The sequence below is a fragment of the Acidovorax sp. A1169 genome, from assembly GCF_030704685.1.
Taxonomy (GTDB): Bacteria; Pseudomonadota; Gammaproteobacteria; order Burkholderiales; family Burkholderiaceae_C; genus Acidovorax.
Genome location: NZ_JAUZDX010000023.1, coordinates 46,471 through 62,114 on the forward strand (window position 1 = coordinate 46,471; position 15,644 = coordinate 62,114).

Annotated in this window: 16 protein-coding genes; 10 read left to right on the plus strand and 6 right to left on the minus strand. The window is 62.9% G+C overall.

Annotation, left to right across the window (positions count from 1 at the left end):
- Positions 1 to 78: 78 nt before the first annotated feature.
- The 4 genes from QYL93_RS26965 to motA all read right to left on the minus strand — a co-directional run bounded on the left by QYL93_RS26965 (position 79) and on the right by motA (position 2,983).
- Positions 79 to 708, minus strand: coding sequence for a protein phosphatase CheZ (locus QYL93_RS26965; protein WP_305746568.1), 630 nt, complete (start codon positions 706 to 708; stop codon positions 79 to 81).
- 4 nt (positions 709 to 712) lie between these two features.
- Complete coding sequence (gene cheY, locus QYL93_RS26970) at positions 713 to 1,099, minus strand: chemotaxis response regulator CheY (RefSeq protein WP_057204094.1); 387 nt, start codon at positions 1,097 to 1,099, stop codon at positions 713 to 715.
- A 72-nt stretch (positions 1,100 to 1,171) separates the two neighbouring features.
- Positions 1,172 to 2,110 (minus strand): flagellar motor protein MotB, encoded by a 939-nt coding sequence (gene motB / locus QYL93_RS26975; RefSeq protein WP_305746569.1) that lies wholly within the window; start codon positions 2,108 to 2,110, stop codon positions 1,172 to 1,174.
- 12 nt (positions 2,111 to 2,122) lie between these two features.
- A complete protein-coding gene (gene motA / locus QYL93_RS26980) occupies positions 2,123 to 2,983 on the minus strand; it encodes a flagellar motor stator protein MotA (RefSeq protein ID WP_057204096.1) in 861 nt (286 codons plus the stop codon).
- A gap of 329 nt (positions 2,984 to 3,312) precedes the next feature.
- Here motA and rfbF point away from each other — a divergent pair, with 329 nt between their 5' ends.
- Genes rfbF through QYL93_RS27030 form a run of 10 tightly spaced genes read left to right on the plus strand, consistent with a single transcriptional unit; the run spans position 3,313 to position 11,407 of the window.
- Positions 3,313 to 4,095: a glucose-1-phosphate cytidylyltransferase gene (gene rfbF / locus QYL93_RS26985; protein WP_305746570.1), complete on the plus strand. Its 783-nt coding sequence runs from the start codon at positions 3,313 to 3,315 to the stop codon at positions 4,093 to 4,095.
- 5 nt (positions 4,096 to 4,100) lie between these two features.
- Positions 4,101 to 5,186 (plus strand): CDP-glucose 4,6-dehydratase, encoded by a 1,086-nt coding sequence (gene rfbG, locus QYL93_RS26990; protein WP_305746571.1) that lies wholly within the window; start codon positions 4,101 to 4,103, stop codon positions 5,184 to 5,186.
- Positions 5,183 to 5,746 carry a dTDP-4-dehydrorhamnose 3,5-epimerase family protein gene (locus QYL93_RS26995; protein ID WP_305746572.1) on the plus strand — a complete coding sequence of 188 codons (564 nt, stop codon included), beginning with the start codon at positions 5,183 to 5,185 and terminating at the stop codon, positions 5,744 to 5,746. The genes rfbG and QYL93_RS26995 overlap by 4 nt, the downstream gene beginning before the upstream one ends.
- A gap of 13 nt (positions 5,747 to 5,759) precedes the next feature.
- Positions 5,760 to 6,986, plus strand: coding sequence for a class I SAM-dependent methyltransferase (locus QYL93_RS27000; RefSeq protein ID WP_305746573.1), 1,227 nt, complete (start codon positions 5,760 to 5,762; stop codon positions 6,984 to 6,986).
- Positions 6,983 to 7,471 carry a DapH/DapD/GlmU-related protein gene (locus QYL93_RS27005; RefSeq protein ID WP_305746574.1) on the plus strand — a complete coding sequence of 163 codons (489 nt, stop codon included), beginning with the start codon at positions 6,983 to 6,985 and terminating at the stop codon, positions 7,469 to 7,471. Before QYL93_RS27000 ends, QYL93_RS27005 begins: the two co-directional genes overlap by 4 nt.
- Entirely contained in the window at positions 7,468 to 8,253 is a 786-nt protein-coding gene (locus QYL93_RS27010; RefSeq protein WP_305746575.1) for an NAD(P)-dependent oxidoreductase, read from the plus strand. The genes QYL93_RS27005 and QYL93_RS27010 overlap by 4 nt, the downstream gene beginning before the upstream one ends.
- 13 nt (positions 8,254 to 8,266) lie before the next feature.
- Positions 8,267 to 9,013 (plus strand): class I SAM-dependent methyltransferase, encoded by a 747-nt coding sequence (locus QYL93_RS27015; RefSeq protein WP_305746576.1) that lies wholly within the window; start codon positions 8,267 to 8,269, stop codon positions 9,011 to 9,013.
- Between the two features lie 10 nt (positions 9,014 to 9,023).
- Positions 9,024 to 9,806: a cephalosporin hydroxylase family protein gene (locus QYL93_RS27020; protein WP_305746577.1), complete on the plus strand. Its 783-nt coding sequence runs from the start codon at positions 9,024 to 9,026 to the stop codon at positions 9,804 to 9,806.
- Positions 9,807 to 9,824: 18 nt separating this feature from the next.
- On the plus strand, positions 9,825 to 10,634 hold the full coding sequence (locus tag QYL93_RS27025; RefSeq protein ID WP_305746578.1) for a phytanoyl-CoA dioxygenase family protein: 810 nt from the start codon (positions 9,825 to 9,827) through the stop codon (positions 10,632 to 10,634).
- Entirely contained in the window at positions 10,631 to 11,407 is a 777-nt protein-coding gene (locus QYL93_RS27030; protein WP_305746579.1) for a TylF/MycF/NovP-related O-methyltransferase, read from the plus strand. The genes QYL93_RS27025 and QYL93_RS27030 overlap by 4 nt, the downstream gene beginning before the upstream one ends.
- Positions 11,408 to 11,452: 45 nt before the next feature.
- Here the strand turns inward: QYL93_RS27030 and QYL93_RS27035 are convergent, their stop codons facing one another.
- Together QYL93_RS27035 and QYL93_RS27040 are read right to left on the minus strand one after the other, a co-directional pair.
- Complete coding sequence (locus QYL93_RS27035; protein WP_305746580.1) at positions 11,453 to 13,612, minus strand: acetylglucosamine transferase; 2,160 nt, start codon at positions 13,610 to 13,612, stop codon at positions 11,453 to 11,455.
- Positions 13,613 to 13,904: 292 nt separating this feature from the next.
- Entirely contained in the window at positions 13,905 to 15,416 is a 1,512-nt protein-coding gene (locus tag QYL93_RS27040) for a flagellin (protein WP_305746581.1), read from the minus strand.
- Positions 15,417 to 15,644 lie beyond the last annotated feature (228 nt).

The window sequence follows — 15,644 nt, forward strand, 5'->3', positions numbered from 1 at the left end:
CTGGCGGCAAACATCCTGGCATCGAGCGGTGCGCCTGCACTGGCGCAACCCACCCGAGCGGCCCAGGTAGAAATCGGGTCAGAAACCCAGGCTAGCCAGCAGGTCGTCCACTTGGGACTGGTCGGTCACGATGTCCGCGGTGTTTTCCGGGTCCACCACGGGGCCGGCGAGGTGCTCGCGCGGAACCTCCACCAGCGCGGCGGGCACGTTGGCGGTGGGCGGGGCGGTCTGGATCAGCAACTGAACCAGTTGCTCCTCGATGGTGGCCGCCAAGTTGACCACCCGGGCAATCACCTGGCCCGTGAGGTCGTGGAAGTCCTGCGCCATCATGATTTCGGTCAGGTGCGTATCGGCTTCCTTGGTGACGCGCTCCACGTCGGACAGGAAGTTCATGATCTCGCCCTTGGCCACGGCAGCCACAGGGTCTTTGACCAGCGAGGCCACTACGCGGCGTGTCTCGGCGGCGATGAAATCATGCTGCGCCTTGGCCTGTTCGACCCGGGTGAGCACCTTTTCTGCGGCCTCGCCCGTCAGGCGGGCGATGTAGGACAGGCGGCTCTGGGCGTCGGGCAGCTCGCCCATGGAGCCGCGCAGCTTGTCTGCGTAGCCCAGTTCGTTGAGCGAATCGTGCAGCTGGCGGGTCAGCAGGCCGATCTTGTGGTGGACCTCGGCCGTGGGTTCACCAGGGGGGATGTCAGGGGTTTCCATGGCGTCACAGCCCCATCTTCTTGAGAATCAGCAGGACCTTTTCTTCCAGAGTGGCCTTGGTGAAGGGCTTGACGATGTAGCCGGCTGCCCCGCCCTGGGCGGCCGCGACGATGTCTTCCTTGCGGGCTTCGGCGGTCACCATAAGCACCGGAAGGTGTTTGAGCTTGTCGTCTTTCTTGATTTCCGCCAGGAGCTGGAAACCGTTCATGTTGGGCATGTTGATGTCCGTCACCACGAAGTCAAACTTGCTGTTGCGCAGTTTGTTCAGTGCGGCGACGCCATCTTCGGCCTCGTCTGCGTCGGCAAATCCACTCTCCTTGAGCAGATTGCGGACGATGCGCCGCATGGTGGAGAAGTCGTCAACGATCAAGAAGCGAAGGGCTGTGGTCACGTGGGACCCTTTCGGTCGAAATAGGCTGGTTGTATTGTCAAGTGTGGCAGGTTTGGTGACAAGTCGTAACGATCACCCGCCAAGCGTTGGATTTTCGCGCTTTTCCGTCGGCAGCTCTGCAGGAGGGCTTGCCGCCGCAGGAGTCCCCTTGCCCATGAGGCGTTCTTCGGCCTCGCGGGTCAGCACCGTGATGGTAATACGGCGATTGGCGGGTGCGCGTGGATTCGTGGGCTCAAGCAGATCGCTGGCAGCCAATCCCACCACGCGGCCCAGCCTGGCGTCGGGCATGCCGGCAGACACCAGCTCGCGGCGCGAGGCATTGGCCCGGTCGGCCGAGAGCTCCCAGTTGCTGTAGCCGCGCTCGCTGTTGCCATAGGGCACGGCGTCTGTGTGGCCCGCCAGGCTGATGCGGTTTTCCACCCCGCCCAGCGCGGCCCCGATTTCACGCAGGATGTCGCGCATATAGGGTTTCACCAGCGCACTGCCGCTGTCGAACATGGGGCGGTTCTGGTCGTCCACGATCTGGATCTGCAGCCCGTCGGGCGTGACATCGATGCGGATCTGCGACTTGTACTCATTCAGGCGCGGGTTCTCGGTGATCAGGGCGTCGATCTTGGCCTGCAGCGCCTTGATGCGTTCCTGGTCCTGCTTGGCGCGCTCGGCACGTGCGTTGTCGATGCTGGCGCGGCGGTCCTTGTCGGGGTCGGAGTCGGAGCGGCGTACCTGGCCGTGCACCTTCGAGAGATCGTTGCCGCCGCCCGGGATCACGCTGGAGCTGTTGCCCGCGCCATCCCCGCCGGTCATGGCCACCTTGAGCGGGGAGCTGAAATAGGCGGAAATGCCCTGCAGCTCTCCCTTGGCGGTGGAGCCCAGCAGCCACATCAGCAGGAAGAACGCCATCATCGCCGTCACGAAGTCGGCATAGGCAATCTTCCAGGCGCCACCGTGAACGGCATGGCCGCCCTTCTTTACGCGCTTGATGATGATGGGCTGGAGCTTTTTTTCTGCCATGGTGGTGAGGGCTTACTTCTTGCCTTTTACATGTCCTTCAAGCTCAGCGAAGGTCGGCCTGTCGGTAGAGAACAACACCTTGCGGCCAAACTCGATGGCCGTGGCAGGGTTGTAGCCCTGCATGCTGGCCAGCAGGGTGGACTTGATGCACAGGAATTCCTTGGCGGCATCTTCGGTCTTCTGTTCCATCAGGCCGCCCAGGGGCTCCACGAAGCCATAGGCCAGCAAGATCCCCAGGAAGGTGCCCACCAGCGCCGAGGCGATCATGCCGCCCAGCACCGAGGGCGGTTGCCCCACCGAGCCCATGGTGTTCACCACCCCCAGCACGGCGGCCACGATGCCGAAGGCGGGCAGGGCGCCGGCCAGCCGGGCAATGGCCGCCACCGGGGCGTGGGCCTCCTGGTGGTGGGTGTCGATCTCGTTGTCCATCAGGGCCTCGATCTCGTGGGAGTTGAGGTTGCCCGAGACCATCATGCGCAGATAGTCGGTCGTGAACTCGATCACATGGTGGTCACTGCCCACCGTGGGGTATTTCTTGAAGATTTCCGACTCATGGGGGGCTTCCACATCCTTTTCGATGGCCATCAGGCCTTCCTTGCGGGCCTTTTGCAGGATGTCGTACAGCATGGCCAGCAGCTCCATGTAGCGCGCCTTGGTGTACTTGGATCCCTTGAGCGCGGCTGGAACGGCCTTGAGCGTGGCCTTGAGCACCTTGGGCTGGTTGTTCACTACGAAGGCGCCCATGGCGCTGCCGCCGATGGTGATGAGCTCGAACGGCAGGGCCTTCAGGATCACCTGTATATTCCCGCCGTGCACGATGTACACACCGAAGATGCAGACCATGCTGACGACGTAGCCAATGATGACGAACATGCTGATTCAGTTTGTTTTGGCGGGCGCCAGGCAGGGCTGGGCGGTTGAGGTGGAAACACGGCACCGGGCCGTATCGCTAGTTCACTGTATCTGATTGTGCGCGAACCAGTCCCGCGAGCAAGCGGGAAAGCTCCCTTCTCTTCGCCCGGTTGGGCGGGTTGCGTGGTTTTTCCGTCGGTTTTCCCGATTTCGGAAACGCGCGCAGTGTTTATGCTGCGCAATAGTAGGGCTTTAAGACGGCAGATTCGGCAAGAGTCCATGGACACAGGTGATCTACATATGATGACAGGCCCGTTTGCGGATATCCGCGCAGCATTGGTGCGCCGGCCATGAAGGCCGTGTTGCTGGCCGGGGGCCTCGGCACCCGCATCTCCGAAGAGTCGCACCTGCGCCCCAAGCCCATGATCGAGATCGGCGGGCGGCCCATCCTGTGGCACATCATGAAGACCTATGCCGCCCATGGCGTCAACGACTTCATCATCTGCCTGGGCTACAAGGGCTACATCATCAAGGAATATTTCGCCAACTATTTCCTGCACATGTCGGACGTGACCTTCGACATGGCCGAAAACCGCATGGAAGTGCACCACCGCCATGCCGAGCCCTGGCGCGTGACGCTGGTGGACACCGGCGAGTCCACGCTGACCGGCGGGCGCCTCAAGCGGGTGCGCGAATACCTTAGCGCCGATGAGCCCTTCTGCTTTACCTATGGCGATGGTTTGGCCGACCTCGACATGGCCGCGCAGTTCGCATTCCATGCAGCGCATGGCAAGCTGGCCACGGTGACGGCGGTGCTGCCGCCCGGCCGCTATGGCGCGCTGGTGCGCGACGGCGATGGCCGGGGGGCAGGGGTCCGGGGCTTTGTCGAAAAGCCGCGTGGCGATGGCGGCTGGATCAATGGCGGGTTCTTCGTGCTGTCGCCCCAGGTGCTGGACCGCATCGATGGCGATGCCACGCCCTGGGAGGCAGCGCCCATGGAGAGCCTGGCGCGCGATGGCGAGCTGATGGCGTTCGAGCACCATGGCTTCTGGCAGCCCATGGACACGCTGCGCGAGAAGAACCTGCTCGAAGAGCTCTGGCAGGGCGGCCAAGCCCCCTGGAAGTGCTGGTGAGCCGCATGGCCTTGCCCGATCCCCATTTCTGGCGCGGCAAGCGGGTGGTGCTCACGGGGCACACGGGCTTCAAGGGCAGCTGGCTGGCCCTGTGGCTGCAGCGCCTGGGGGCGCAGGTCACAGGCATTGCCCTGCCGCCGGCCACCGAGCCCAGCCTGTTTGCGCTGGCTGGCGTGGCGAGCGGCATGGACAGCCATGCCTGCGACGTGCGCGATGCGGGCGCCACGGCGGCCCTCATCCAGGCAGCACGGCCCGACATCGTGCTGCACCTGGCGGCCCAGGCCCTGGTGCGCGCCAGCTATGCCGCGCCGCTCGATACCTATGCCACCAACGTCATGGGCACGGCCCATGTGCTCGATGCGCTGCGCGGCCTGCCTGGCGTGCGGGTGGCGCTGGTCGTGACCACCGACAAGGTCTACCGCAACCGCGAATGGGTCTACCCTTACCGCGAAGACGATGCGCTCGGAGGGCATGACCCCTACAGCGCCAGCAAGGCCGCCGCCGAGATCGTGACCGCCAGCTACCGCGACGCCTTTCTGTCCGCACAGGGGGTGGCCTTGGCTACTGCCCGCGCCGGCAATGTGATCGGCGGTGGCGACTGGGCGCCCGAGCGCCTCTTGCCGGACGCTGCGGCTGCCTGGTCTGCCGGCCAGACCCTGGTGCTGCGCAGCCCCCATGCCACGCGGCCCTGGCAGCATGTGCTGGAGCCGCTGGCCGCCTACCTGCGCCTGGCCCAGGTGCTGTGGGAGCAGCCTGCACGCGCGGGCGCCTACAACTTCGGACCGGCCCCACAGGAGGCGGCCACGGTGGGGCGTGTGGTCGAGATGGCGAGGTCGGCTTACCCCGCCGCGCCTGTGCGCTACGAGAGCGACGCGAAGCACCCGCACGAAGCGGGGCTGCTTGCCCTGGACACGGCGCGTGCGCGCAGCCTGCTGGGCATCACCCCGTGCTGGGCCCTGCCCGAGGCCGTCGGCCGCACCATGGCCTGGTACCGCGGCTACCACGCAGGCGCCGATGCGCGCGCCTTGTGCCTGGCTGACCTGGATGCCTATGAGCAGGCCTGCGGCGCCGTGCAGGAGACCGACCTGTGAGCCGCTTCGCCGTGGAACCCACGCCCCTGGCGGGCCTGGTGACCGTGCAGCGCCAGCCGCTGGCGGACAGCCGGGGCTTCCTGGCGCGCATGTTCTGCGCGGAAGACCTGGCCCCCGCTGGCTGGACCTGGCCAGTTGCGCAGATCAACCACACCCATACGGCCCAGCGTGGCACCGTGCGGGGCCTGCATTTCCAGCACCCCCCGGCGGCCGAGGCCAAGCTGGTCAGTTGCCTGCGGGGCGCCGTATGGGATGTGGCGGTGGACCTGAGGGCTGGCTCCCCGACCTTCCTGCAATGGTTCGGACGCGAGCTGTCGGCCGCCAACCATTGGGCCATGCTCATCCCGCCCGGTTTCGCCCATGGTTTCCAGGCGCTGGTCGATGATTGCCAGATGCTCTACCTGCACTCGGCACCCTATGCACCCGCCTCGGAAGGCGGCCTCGATGCGCTCGACCCGCGACTTGCCATTGCCTGGCCGCTACCCGTGGCAGAGCGATCCACGCGCGATGCCCAACACCCTTCCCTGGCGTCGGCCTTCACCGGGCTGGCGCTGACCTGATCGAGTTCTGCCGATGAAATGCCGCCACTGCGCCTCTCCTGTGACCCTGCCCCTGGCAGACCTGGGTACCGCGCCCCCTTCCAACGCCTACCTGCGCGAACCCGCGCTGCATGCGCCCGAGCGCTGGTATCCCCTCAGGGTGCTGGTCTGCGAGAACTGCTGGCTGGTGCAGACCGAAGACTTCGCGGCGGCCGATGCCTTGTTCGATGCCGACTACGCGTACTTCAGCTCGTTCTCCAGCAGCTGGCTGGCCCATGCACAGGCCTATGTGGAGGATATGGTCCAGCGCCTGTCGCTGGGCGCCCACAGCCAGGTGGTGGAAGTGGCCGCCAACGATGGCTACCTGCTGCAGTACGTGGCCGGGCGCGGCATTCCCTGCCTGGGCGTGGAGCCCACGGCCAGCACGGCAGCTGCAGCACGGGCGCGCGGCATCGACGTCGTGGAACAGTTTTTCGGTGTGGCGCTGGCCCGCACGCTGGTGGCCGACGGGCGCGCCGCCGATCTCACGGTGGCCAACAACGTGTTGGCCCATGTGCCCGACATCAATGACTTCGTGGCGGGGTTTGCCGTGCTGCTCAAGCCGCAGGGGGTGGCCACCTTCGAGTTTCCGCACCTGCTGCAGCTGGTTCAGCAGTGCCAGTTCGACACCCTGTACCACGAGCATTTCTCGTACCTTTCGCTCACTGCAGTGCAGCGCATCTTTGCCGCCAATGGTCTCACCGTGACCGATGTGCAGGAGCTGCCCACCCACGGCGGCAGCCTGCGCGTGTTCGCGCAGCGCAGTGACGCCTCGGCGCAGGTGCATGACCGGGTGGCCCAACTGCTGGCCCGTGAAACGGCGGCCGGGGTGTCTTCGGCGGCGTTCTACGGGGGCCTACAAGAGCAAGCCTTGCGCATCAAGCGCGAGCTGCTGGCCTTTCTGCTCGACTGCCATGCGCGCGGCCTGAAGGTCGGCGCCTATGGCGCGGCGGCCAAGGGCAATACCTTGCTCAATTTCGCTGGCGTGCGGGCCGATCTGTTGCCCTATGTGGTGGACCGCAATCCTGCCAAGCAAGGCCAGTTCCTGCCCGGAAGCCGCATCCCGGTGGTGGATGAGGCGCACCTGCGCGCGCACCGCCCCGACCGCGTGCTGGTGTTGCCTTGGAATCTGCGCGAGGAGGTGACGGCGCAACTAGACTATGTTGGTGGCTGGGGCGGGCAGTTTGCCGTGGCGGTGCCCCGGTTGGAGGTGTTTGGGTGATCGACATCCATGCCACTGCGAAGGTGTCGCACCTGGCCGACATCGAAGACTCGGTGCGTGGCACGCGCATCGTGGTGGGGGCACATTCGGTGATCGACAGTTTCGTCAAGGTCAAGCCCGCAGGGGGCGCTGGTGATCTCGTCGTGGGCGAGCATGTGGTTATCAACTCTGGTTGTGTCCTGTACACGGGCAACGGCATCCGCATCGGCAACCATGTCGCCATTGCCGCCAATTGCACCTTCGCGCCGGTCAACCATGCCTATGCCGAACGCGGGCGCCTGATCCGCGAGCAGGGCTTTCTGCCGAGCAAGAGCGGCATCGTGATCGAGGACGATGTCTGGATCGGTGCCAACTGCGTATTGCTGGACGGGGCTGTGCTGCGCCAAGGCTGTGTCGTGGGCGCCGGATCCATCGTGCGGGGAGAACTGTTGGCATACACCGTGTATGCAGGGCAGCCTCTCCAGCCGGTGAGGGAGCGCAGATGACGGGCTTCACGGTGCTGGGCGCATCTGGCTACATCGGCAGCCGCCTTGTGGCGTACCTCAGGGGCCAGGGGCACCCCGTCCGGGCGCCAGCCAGGGGCGATGCGGAGGTATTCAGCCAGCCGCTGGGCCATGTCCTGTACTGCGTGGGCCTGACGGCGGATTTCCGAACGCGACCCTTTGACACGATAGAGGCCCATGTCGGGCTGCTGGCCGACGTGCTCCGGCGTGCGCAGTTCGATTCGCTGCTGTACCTGTCGTCCACGCGGGTCTACATGGGTGCAGCGAGGACCGATGAGGATGCCCCGCTGAGCGTTGTGCCTGGCGACCCCTCCTATTTGTACAACCTGTCCAAGCTGACCGGCGAATCCCTGTGTCATGCCAGCGGGCGCTCTGGCGTGCGCGTGGCGCGTCTGTCGAATGTGGTAGGGCCGGGGATGGATGCGCATTCGGGCAACCTCGTGGCGGACCTTGTGCGCCAGGCGCAACAGGGCGCGATGCTGCTGCGCAGCCACCTGGACAGCGCCAAGGACTACATTCACGTTGACGACGTGGTCCACTGGCTGCCACGTATTGCGCTGAGCGGCAGGTCCGTGACCTACAACATCGCCAGTGGCAAGCAGACTACCCATGGCCAGTGGCTCCAATGGCTGGGTGATCGCTACGGAAGCTCTTTCGAAGTGCAGGAGGGAGCACCCTTGCAGCGGTTTGCGCCCATCAGCGTGGCGCGCCTGCATGAAGAATTTGGGGTGGTAGCCAGACCGGTCTGGGGTGACAAAACATAGCAGGAAGTTATCTATGAAGAATCATTTGAGTACAGCTTTTTTTGGACTGAGCGACATGCCGGGCTTTATCCAGGGCATCCAGCAGTCGATCAATGGAATCAGTGGCCAAAGCGGGATCTACGCGGGCGACAATCTTTTCACCTACCACCGCAATCTGGGGTTCCTGGAAGACGAGCCCTTGATGCGGGCGTTTGAAGCCCATGTGAGCACCGAGATCGAGAAGGCGGTTCTCTGGCGTATTTCCACTGTGCTGTGGGGTGTGCGCAATGGTTTGCGTCTGGAGGGCGACTTTGTGGAGTGCGCCTGCTATAAGGGCACCACAGCCCGCATCGTGTGCGATGCGGTGGATTTCGCAAGCCGCTCGGACCGCCATTACTACCTGTACGACCTGTTCGATCACGACCCTACCCTGCCTCACCATGCCATGCCTGAGCACAGCAAACAGCTGTATGCGCAGGTGAAGGAGCGTTTTTCGGGATTCAACAATGTCACCGTCACGCAGGGCAAGGTGCCCGAGGTGCTGGCAGAAGTCGCACCGCAGAAAATCGCCTTCATGCATCTGGATATGAACAATGCCGATGCGGAGGTTGGTGCCCTGGAGATTCTTTTTGAGCGCATGGTTCCGGGCGCCGTCCTGATCCTGGACGATTACGGTTGGTTGGCCTACCGTGCGCAGAAGTTGGCCGAAGACCCCTGGTTTGCCAAGTACGGTTACCGTGTGCTCGAGATGCCCACGGGCCAAGGTTTGTTAATCAAGTAAGGCCATCCCCATGACCCCCTCAGAGCAATTCAACCAAGAGCGGCAGACCCGCCTGCAGGCTTACGGCACGGATGCCCCCTTCAAGGCGCTGTCGCAGCAATGGCTGCAGGAGTCCATGCGCCGGCAGTATGTCTACAACTTCGACTGGATGGGGCGCCCCATCATCCAGTACCCGCAGGACATGGTGGCCATGCAGGAGCTGGTGTGGCGCGTGCGGCCGGACCTCATTGTCGAGACAGGCATCGCCCACGGCGGCTCGCTGGTGCTCAGTGCCTCGCTGCTGGCCCTGCTTGACTTGAGTGATGCCATCGAGGCGGGTACCACGCTGGATCCGCGTGTTTCGCGCCGCAAGGTGCTCGGTGTCGATATTGACATCCGGTCCCACAACCGTGCTGCCATTGAGGCGCATCCCATGGCCAGCCGAATCGAGATGATCCAAGGCTCTGCCATTGCCCCCGAGGTGGTCGAGCAGGTGCGTGCCTTTGCCAAGGGCTACCAGCGGGTCATGGTGTGCCTTGACTCCATGCACACGCACGAGCATGTACTGTGCGAGCTGGACGCCTATGCGCCGCTGGTGACCCCGGGCAGCTACTGCGTGGTGTTCGATACCTTTGTAGAGGACATGCCGCCACACTTCTTTGCCGACAGGCCCTGGGATGTGGGCAACAATCCCAAGACGGCGGTACGCCAGTGGCTGTCCGCGCATCCCGAGTTCGAGGTGGATTCGACAATGCAACAGCAGCTTCAGGTCACGGTCGCTCCGCAAGGGTTTCTGCGCCGCCGTTCTGATTGATGCACAAGGAGCGTGATCATGGACACCCAGGAATTTTTTGAAACGAACGGCTATGTGGTGCTCCGCGACTTCTGGGCGCAAGGGGAGCTGGACTCCCTGCAGGCGCAACTGGATGAACTGGGGTGCTTGGTCGTTGGGCCGAGCTTCAGTTCCGTGAAGCTGTCCGGTCACACGATGAGTGCGGAGCAGCAATCAATGCTCTATGACCGCCTCAAGTACCTGCCTGCGCTGTCATGCATGTCCGGCAGCCCTGCCATTCGCCGCATGTGTCGGGGGATTGGCCTGCAGCACCCTGACCTGATGGGCTGCTGCAATATGCGGCTGGACAAGCCCCACGACTCCAGGCACCTGTTTGCATGGCATCAGGACTCCGTGTATCTGCTGGGCTCCGTGAATGCAGTGACCGTGTGGGTGCCTTTGCAGGATGTCAACCTGCACAGGGGAACGATCCAGGTGATCGCAGGCAGCCACAAGCGTGGACTGGCCCCTTTCAAGCGCATCAGCAACAAGGTCATTGCTCCCTATGTGCCGATGCTGCAGCGGGACCTCAGCCTGGCAGATGAAGTGACGGAAGACCCCGTCACCATCGAGGCACAGCGTGGTGACATCGTGGTGTTCAAGCAGATGCTGCTGCATCGCAGCACACCCAACCTGAGCGATCAGATCCGCTGGACCGCACAATTGCGGATCACCGACCTGGCCGATGCAGATTACCGGCGCCAGAAGTTCCCCACAGGGGACAGAACCAACATTTTCTACGTGGACTACCCAGGGCACGACAGTGCTGCGCGAAGGGCTCAGGAGATGCAAGGAGCGACCAACCCATGACTCAGATACAGGATCCGTCACGCTACCGGCAAGCCGGCAGAAGCACGTCGCGAGAGGTGAACTATCGCGGGGACCTCGAGACGCTGTTTGTCAATGCGCGTGGCAGCCAAGTCGAGAAGCTCGAAAATTTTGCCTGTTACGTGCCGCGCCAGTCCCTGGCTCGCTTCTTGTGCCTGAGCGAAATATTCAGGATGGCGCTTCACGTGCAGGGCGACGTGATGGAGTGTGGCGTGAACTGGGGTGGGGGACTCATGACATTTGCGCAGCTGAGTGCGATCCTCGAACCCGTAAACCTGCAGCGTCGGGTGGTCGGCTTCGATACGTTCAGCGGGTTCGAGTCGGTGTCAACAGAGGACGAGCACGCCGTCATCAAGACATCGGAGCGCCGCACAGGGGGGTACAAGGCGGACAGCCTGGACGATCTGCACGAAACCGTCGCCCTCTTCGATGCGAACCGGTTCATCGGACACATACAGAAAGTGGAGCTGGTCGCTGGCGATGTGGCCAAAACGGTGCCCGCGTACCTGGAGCGCGAGCCGCAAACGGTTGTCTCCCTGCTGCATCTGGACCTGGACCTGTACGAGCCCACGAAGGTCTGCATCGAACATTTCGTGCCGCGCATGCCCAAAGGCGCAGTGATCGTGTTTGACGAATTGAACAACCGTACCTGGCCTGGAGAAACCAAGGCAGTCATGGAAACGCTGGGGTTGCCGAAGTTGCGGATTCAGCGGTTCACCTATGAACCGCATGTCAGCTATGCGATCGTGGAGTAGGACTTTCGGGTTCTCCAGCCCTGTAAACGCAGGCCGCTAACGGGGTCAACCCCGGCTTTGCAGCGATTCAGTGGCGTAGCGCAGATAGGTCACGGCAAAATCGTGGTGGCCATGCGCCAGTTCCACTTCGGCCAGGCAAGTGAGCGCGACGGGATCGTGGGGGACCGAGTCGAGAATGCTCTCTGCCATCCTGGTCACATCCGCCCAGCGGCGACTCTGAATCTGCCCGTCCGTCGTTTCGGCGACAGGCCCCTCGCCCTTGGCCCTGTCCAGCATCGCCTGGAGGCGCTGGTAGGCGTCCTGCAGGCTGACACGGTGACCAGGGGCCAAGCCCACCCCGGGCGCCGCTGGCTGAGCCCATTCCTCTGGCATTTGCGGCAGCCAGGCTCCAATGGCCTCCTGCTGCGCCTGCGGCGATGCCGGGGCATGGTTCTGGGCCAGCCACTGGATCCACATCGCGCGAAGCCCCTCTCCGAAGTGGTGGCTGTAGATGTCTTCGCGCATCAGTGGCGACTGTTCCAGCCGCGGCCTGCCGGACAGGCGCAGCGCATTGAGTGCCTCAATGTCATTGGCCAGCGCTGTCGCCGTCTGCACGTAGTCGTCCCGGGTCTCGGCCAGCCATTCTGTACGGCCCAGGTGCGTGAGCATGCCCACCCCCATTCGGCTCTTGAAGCTTTTTCCTATCATGGAAACGACGGGAAGCCCCATCCACAAGGCGTCGAACGTGGTGGTTCCGCCTGTCAATGGGAAAGGGTCCAGCGCAATATCGATGCGGTGGTAGGTCAGGTACTGGTTGTCGCCATTCAATGCGACCAGATCCAATTGGTGGGGTGCTAGGCCCAGCCCCTCGCAGCGTGACCGGTAGGCCGCCGCGAATTCGGGTTTGTCCAGGTTCTTGCCTTCGACCAGAAGGCGAGAACCTGGAACGGCCTTCAGGATTTCTCCCCACAGGGCCAGGACCTCGTCCGTGAGCTTGCCCAGGTTGTTGCATGAGCCAAAAGTGACGAACCCATTCTCCAGCGCCGGCGTTGATCGCACCACGTAGCGTGGCTGGTATCGCCACAATGGGTTGCGGCTCATTGGTCGGTAGCAGGTGAAGAACACCGGTAGCCGGTACAGTTGTTCCGTGTACTGGTCTGCGGCATCTGGCGGATCGGTGACTTCGTCGGTGAACTTGTAGTCCACGGCGTCCAGGCCGGTGGTGGCTGGAAATCCAAGCCACGATACCTGGATGGGGGCTGCTTTGTGCGCCATCGCCAGCAGCCCGTTGTAGCCTGTGTGCCCTGCCAGGTCGACCAGGATATCGATGCCCTGGTCTCGGATGGCCCGCGCCTGTTGTTCGGGGCTGAGGCCTGCCAACCGGACAAAGTGGTCCACATGGTTCTGGACCCGCTCGGTGACATAGTCATCGCGCGGGAAAAGGTACAGAGCAAACACTTCAAACTGGCGCCGGTCCAGTTGGGCGAGGAGGCCCTCCACGAAATACATGACGGAATGGATCCGGAAATCCGGTGACAGGAATCCGATGCGCAGTTTTTTCCATGGATCGCCCCGTCGGTCGCTGAAGTCCGGCCATCCAGGTTTGAGGGGCGGCTCGAAAACGGCCGCGTACTCACGCGCGGCTTGCGACAGATCCGCCGCGTCAGCGGTAGGGTCGGCAAGCATGAAAAGGAGCCTGTTGGTGTGGTTGGACGGTTCCCCGGGGGTCAGCGCAATGGCGTCCTGACAATCCTGCACCGCCTCGCGGACCTGCCCCAGCTCCCTGCGGTGGATAGCCTTCTGCGTGAGTGCCGCAGACCGTTCATGGATGTCCGTAGCCAGTTCCAGGGCTTTTTCCGCGGCCTTCAGACCATTCTCATGCTGGGTCATCAGGTAGCAGCATTGCGCCAGCTTGAGCCAACAAATGGCCCTGTCAGGTCTTAGCTCGCAAACTCTCTCCAGAATGGGCAGTGCCTCTCCGTTGCGGACATGGTTGAGGAGGATATTGCCATAGTTGATCAGGAGTTCTGCGTCCTGAGGCCATAGCAGCGCTCCCCGGCGGTAGACTTCGATCGACTCTTCGGTCTTGCCAAGGCAGTCGAGCGCATAGCCCAGCAACCTGGTGGCATGCAAGTCACGCGCGTTCTTGCGCAGTCTCTGCTTGCACAGCCGCGCAAGCACGTCCCAGTCCCTGGCTTCCAGGGCCGCATGAAGTCGGCCATCCATCGGGGCATTGTTTCTGCCGTGCACTGTGCGTCCTTCGCTGTGAACTATCAATAGTGCGGCAGTCTAGTGTCCTGTTCCGCAAATAAATGCCAATAAAACCGCGTCTTTCACGCCAGGGCAGCGTTGCAAATCCTCGCGATAGCTACGGCTATCGCTGCGGTTTGCGCCTTGCCCTGGCGCGAAATCCATCGGTTTTATTTTTGGCATCTATTTGCGGGACAGAACACTAGCCACTGGAGGCGGGTAGTTGACGGCCATTGGCCGCATCATCCTCTGTCGGCCGTGCTGCTACTTACTGCAGCAGCTTCAATACACCCTGGGGAATCTGGTTCGCCTGTGCCACCATGGCTGTGCCTGCCTGCTGCAGGATCTGCGAGCGCGACAGGTTGGCGGTTTCCGCCGCAAAGTCGGCATCCAGAATGCGCGAGCGCGATGCGGACAGGTTTTCGGACGTGATGTTCAGTGACGAAATGGCTGTTTCGAAGCGGGCCTGCAAGGCGCCGAGCTTGGCGCGCTCACCGTTGATGAACGAAAGTGCGGAATCCACGGTCTTGAGGGCTTCGGTCGCCTTCTTGAAGGTGGTCACGTCCAGATTGGCCACTTCCTGCAGGTCCGATGCGCTGTCGGCAGGCGTCGCCGTGCTGAAAGCGTTGGTCGTCGTGGCATTGGTGGAAAAGGACTTTTCGGAGTCCAGCACCACATAACCACTGACGGTGGAACTGTCGGCACCGGACGCAGCGGCCAATGTGTCGGCAGCGCCGGCTGAGGTCCCATCGGACTGAAGCTTCTGTATGGTGACCGCCCCCGCATTGGCGCCAGAGGTGGCGCCCTTGAAGATGCCAATGTCCTGGCCTGTGGCATTGGTCAGAACGATGCCGGTGCTGCTGGAGTTCAGCGAAGCGGTCACACCGGTTTTGGCGGATTGTTCGTTGATGGCGGAAATGGCATTGGACAGGCCATCCGACGTATTGAGTGCCGAAATATTGAACGAAACGGACTGCCCGAGCGCGGGTGCGGTGGGCGTGTTTTCCGAACGCAACTCGAAGGTGTAGGAGCCAACGGAGGTGAAGGACAGATCCACCTCGGTGCGTGCAGAGGCGGTCACGCCCGTGTTCGCAGTCTGCAGGTTGATGTTGTCTGCCATCGCCTTGGACGTGTCGTTGGCGTTGATGGTGATGTTCCGGGAGCCCAGGGACCCGTTCACTGCCAACGTACCAGCGGTGACGCCATTGGTACCCCATGCGGTGGCACTGGCACCGCTGCCGGCGCCATTGGCCGAGGTGTTCTGGTTGTTGCCGTAAACACTGGTGCGCAGGTTGGCCGTGGCGGCGACAATGGTCTGGTTGGCATTGGCCCCCACCTGGAACTGTTGCGTACCAAATGTGCCGTTGAGCAGTTTGGCGCCGTTGAACTCTGTGGTTTGCGAGATTCGGTCCAGTTCGCTGACCAGTTGGCCCACTTCCTGGTTCAATGCCTGGCGGTCGCTGGGGCTGTTGGAGGCGTTTGCCGATTGCACAGCCAGTTCACGCACACGCTGCAGAATGTCACCCGCGGCCTTCATGGCGCCTTCTGTCACCTGGGCCAGCGAAATGCCGTCGTTGGCATTGCGTGCCGCCTGGTTCAGGCCGCGGATCTGGCTGGTGAAGCGCTCGGAAATGGCCAGGCCGGCGGCATCGTCCTTGGCGCTGTTGATGCGCAGGCCGGACGAGAGGCGCTGGATGGAGGTGTTGAGCGACGTTTGGCTCATGCCCAGGTTGCGCTGGGCCGTCAACGAGGCGACGTTGGTGTTGATCGTGGCTGCCATGGGAATGCTCCTTGAGGCTGAATGGACATTTGTGCCTGATGGGGGACTACAACCGTCCGGCAGGCGATACGGGAACGATGAGGAATTGTGGCAATGGCCCCCGTTTGCGTTGGCCCGATAAAGAGCAGAAAAGCCTGCCAACTTGTACGTTTGGCCCTAAAGTTTCCCCAGCCGGCGTCGAAAAGACTCACAACGGAAGGCAAATGCCCTCCGCCGTTCACCAGAAGG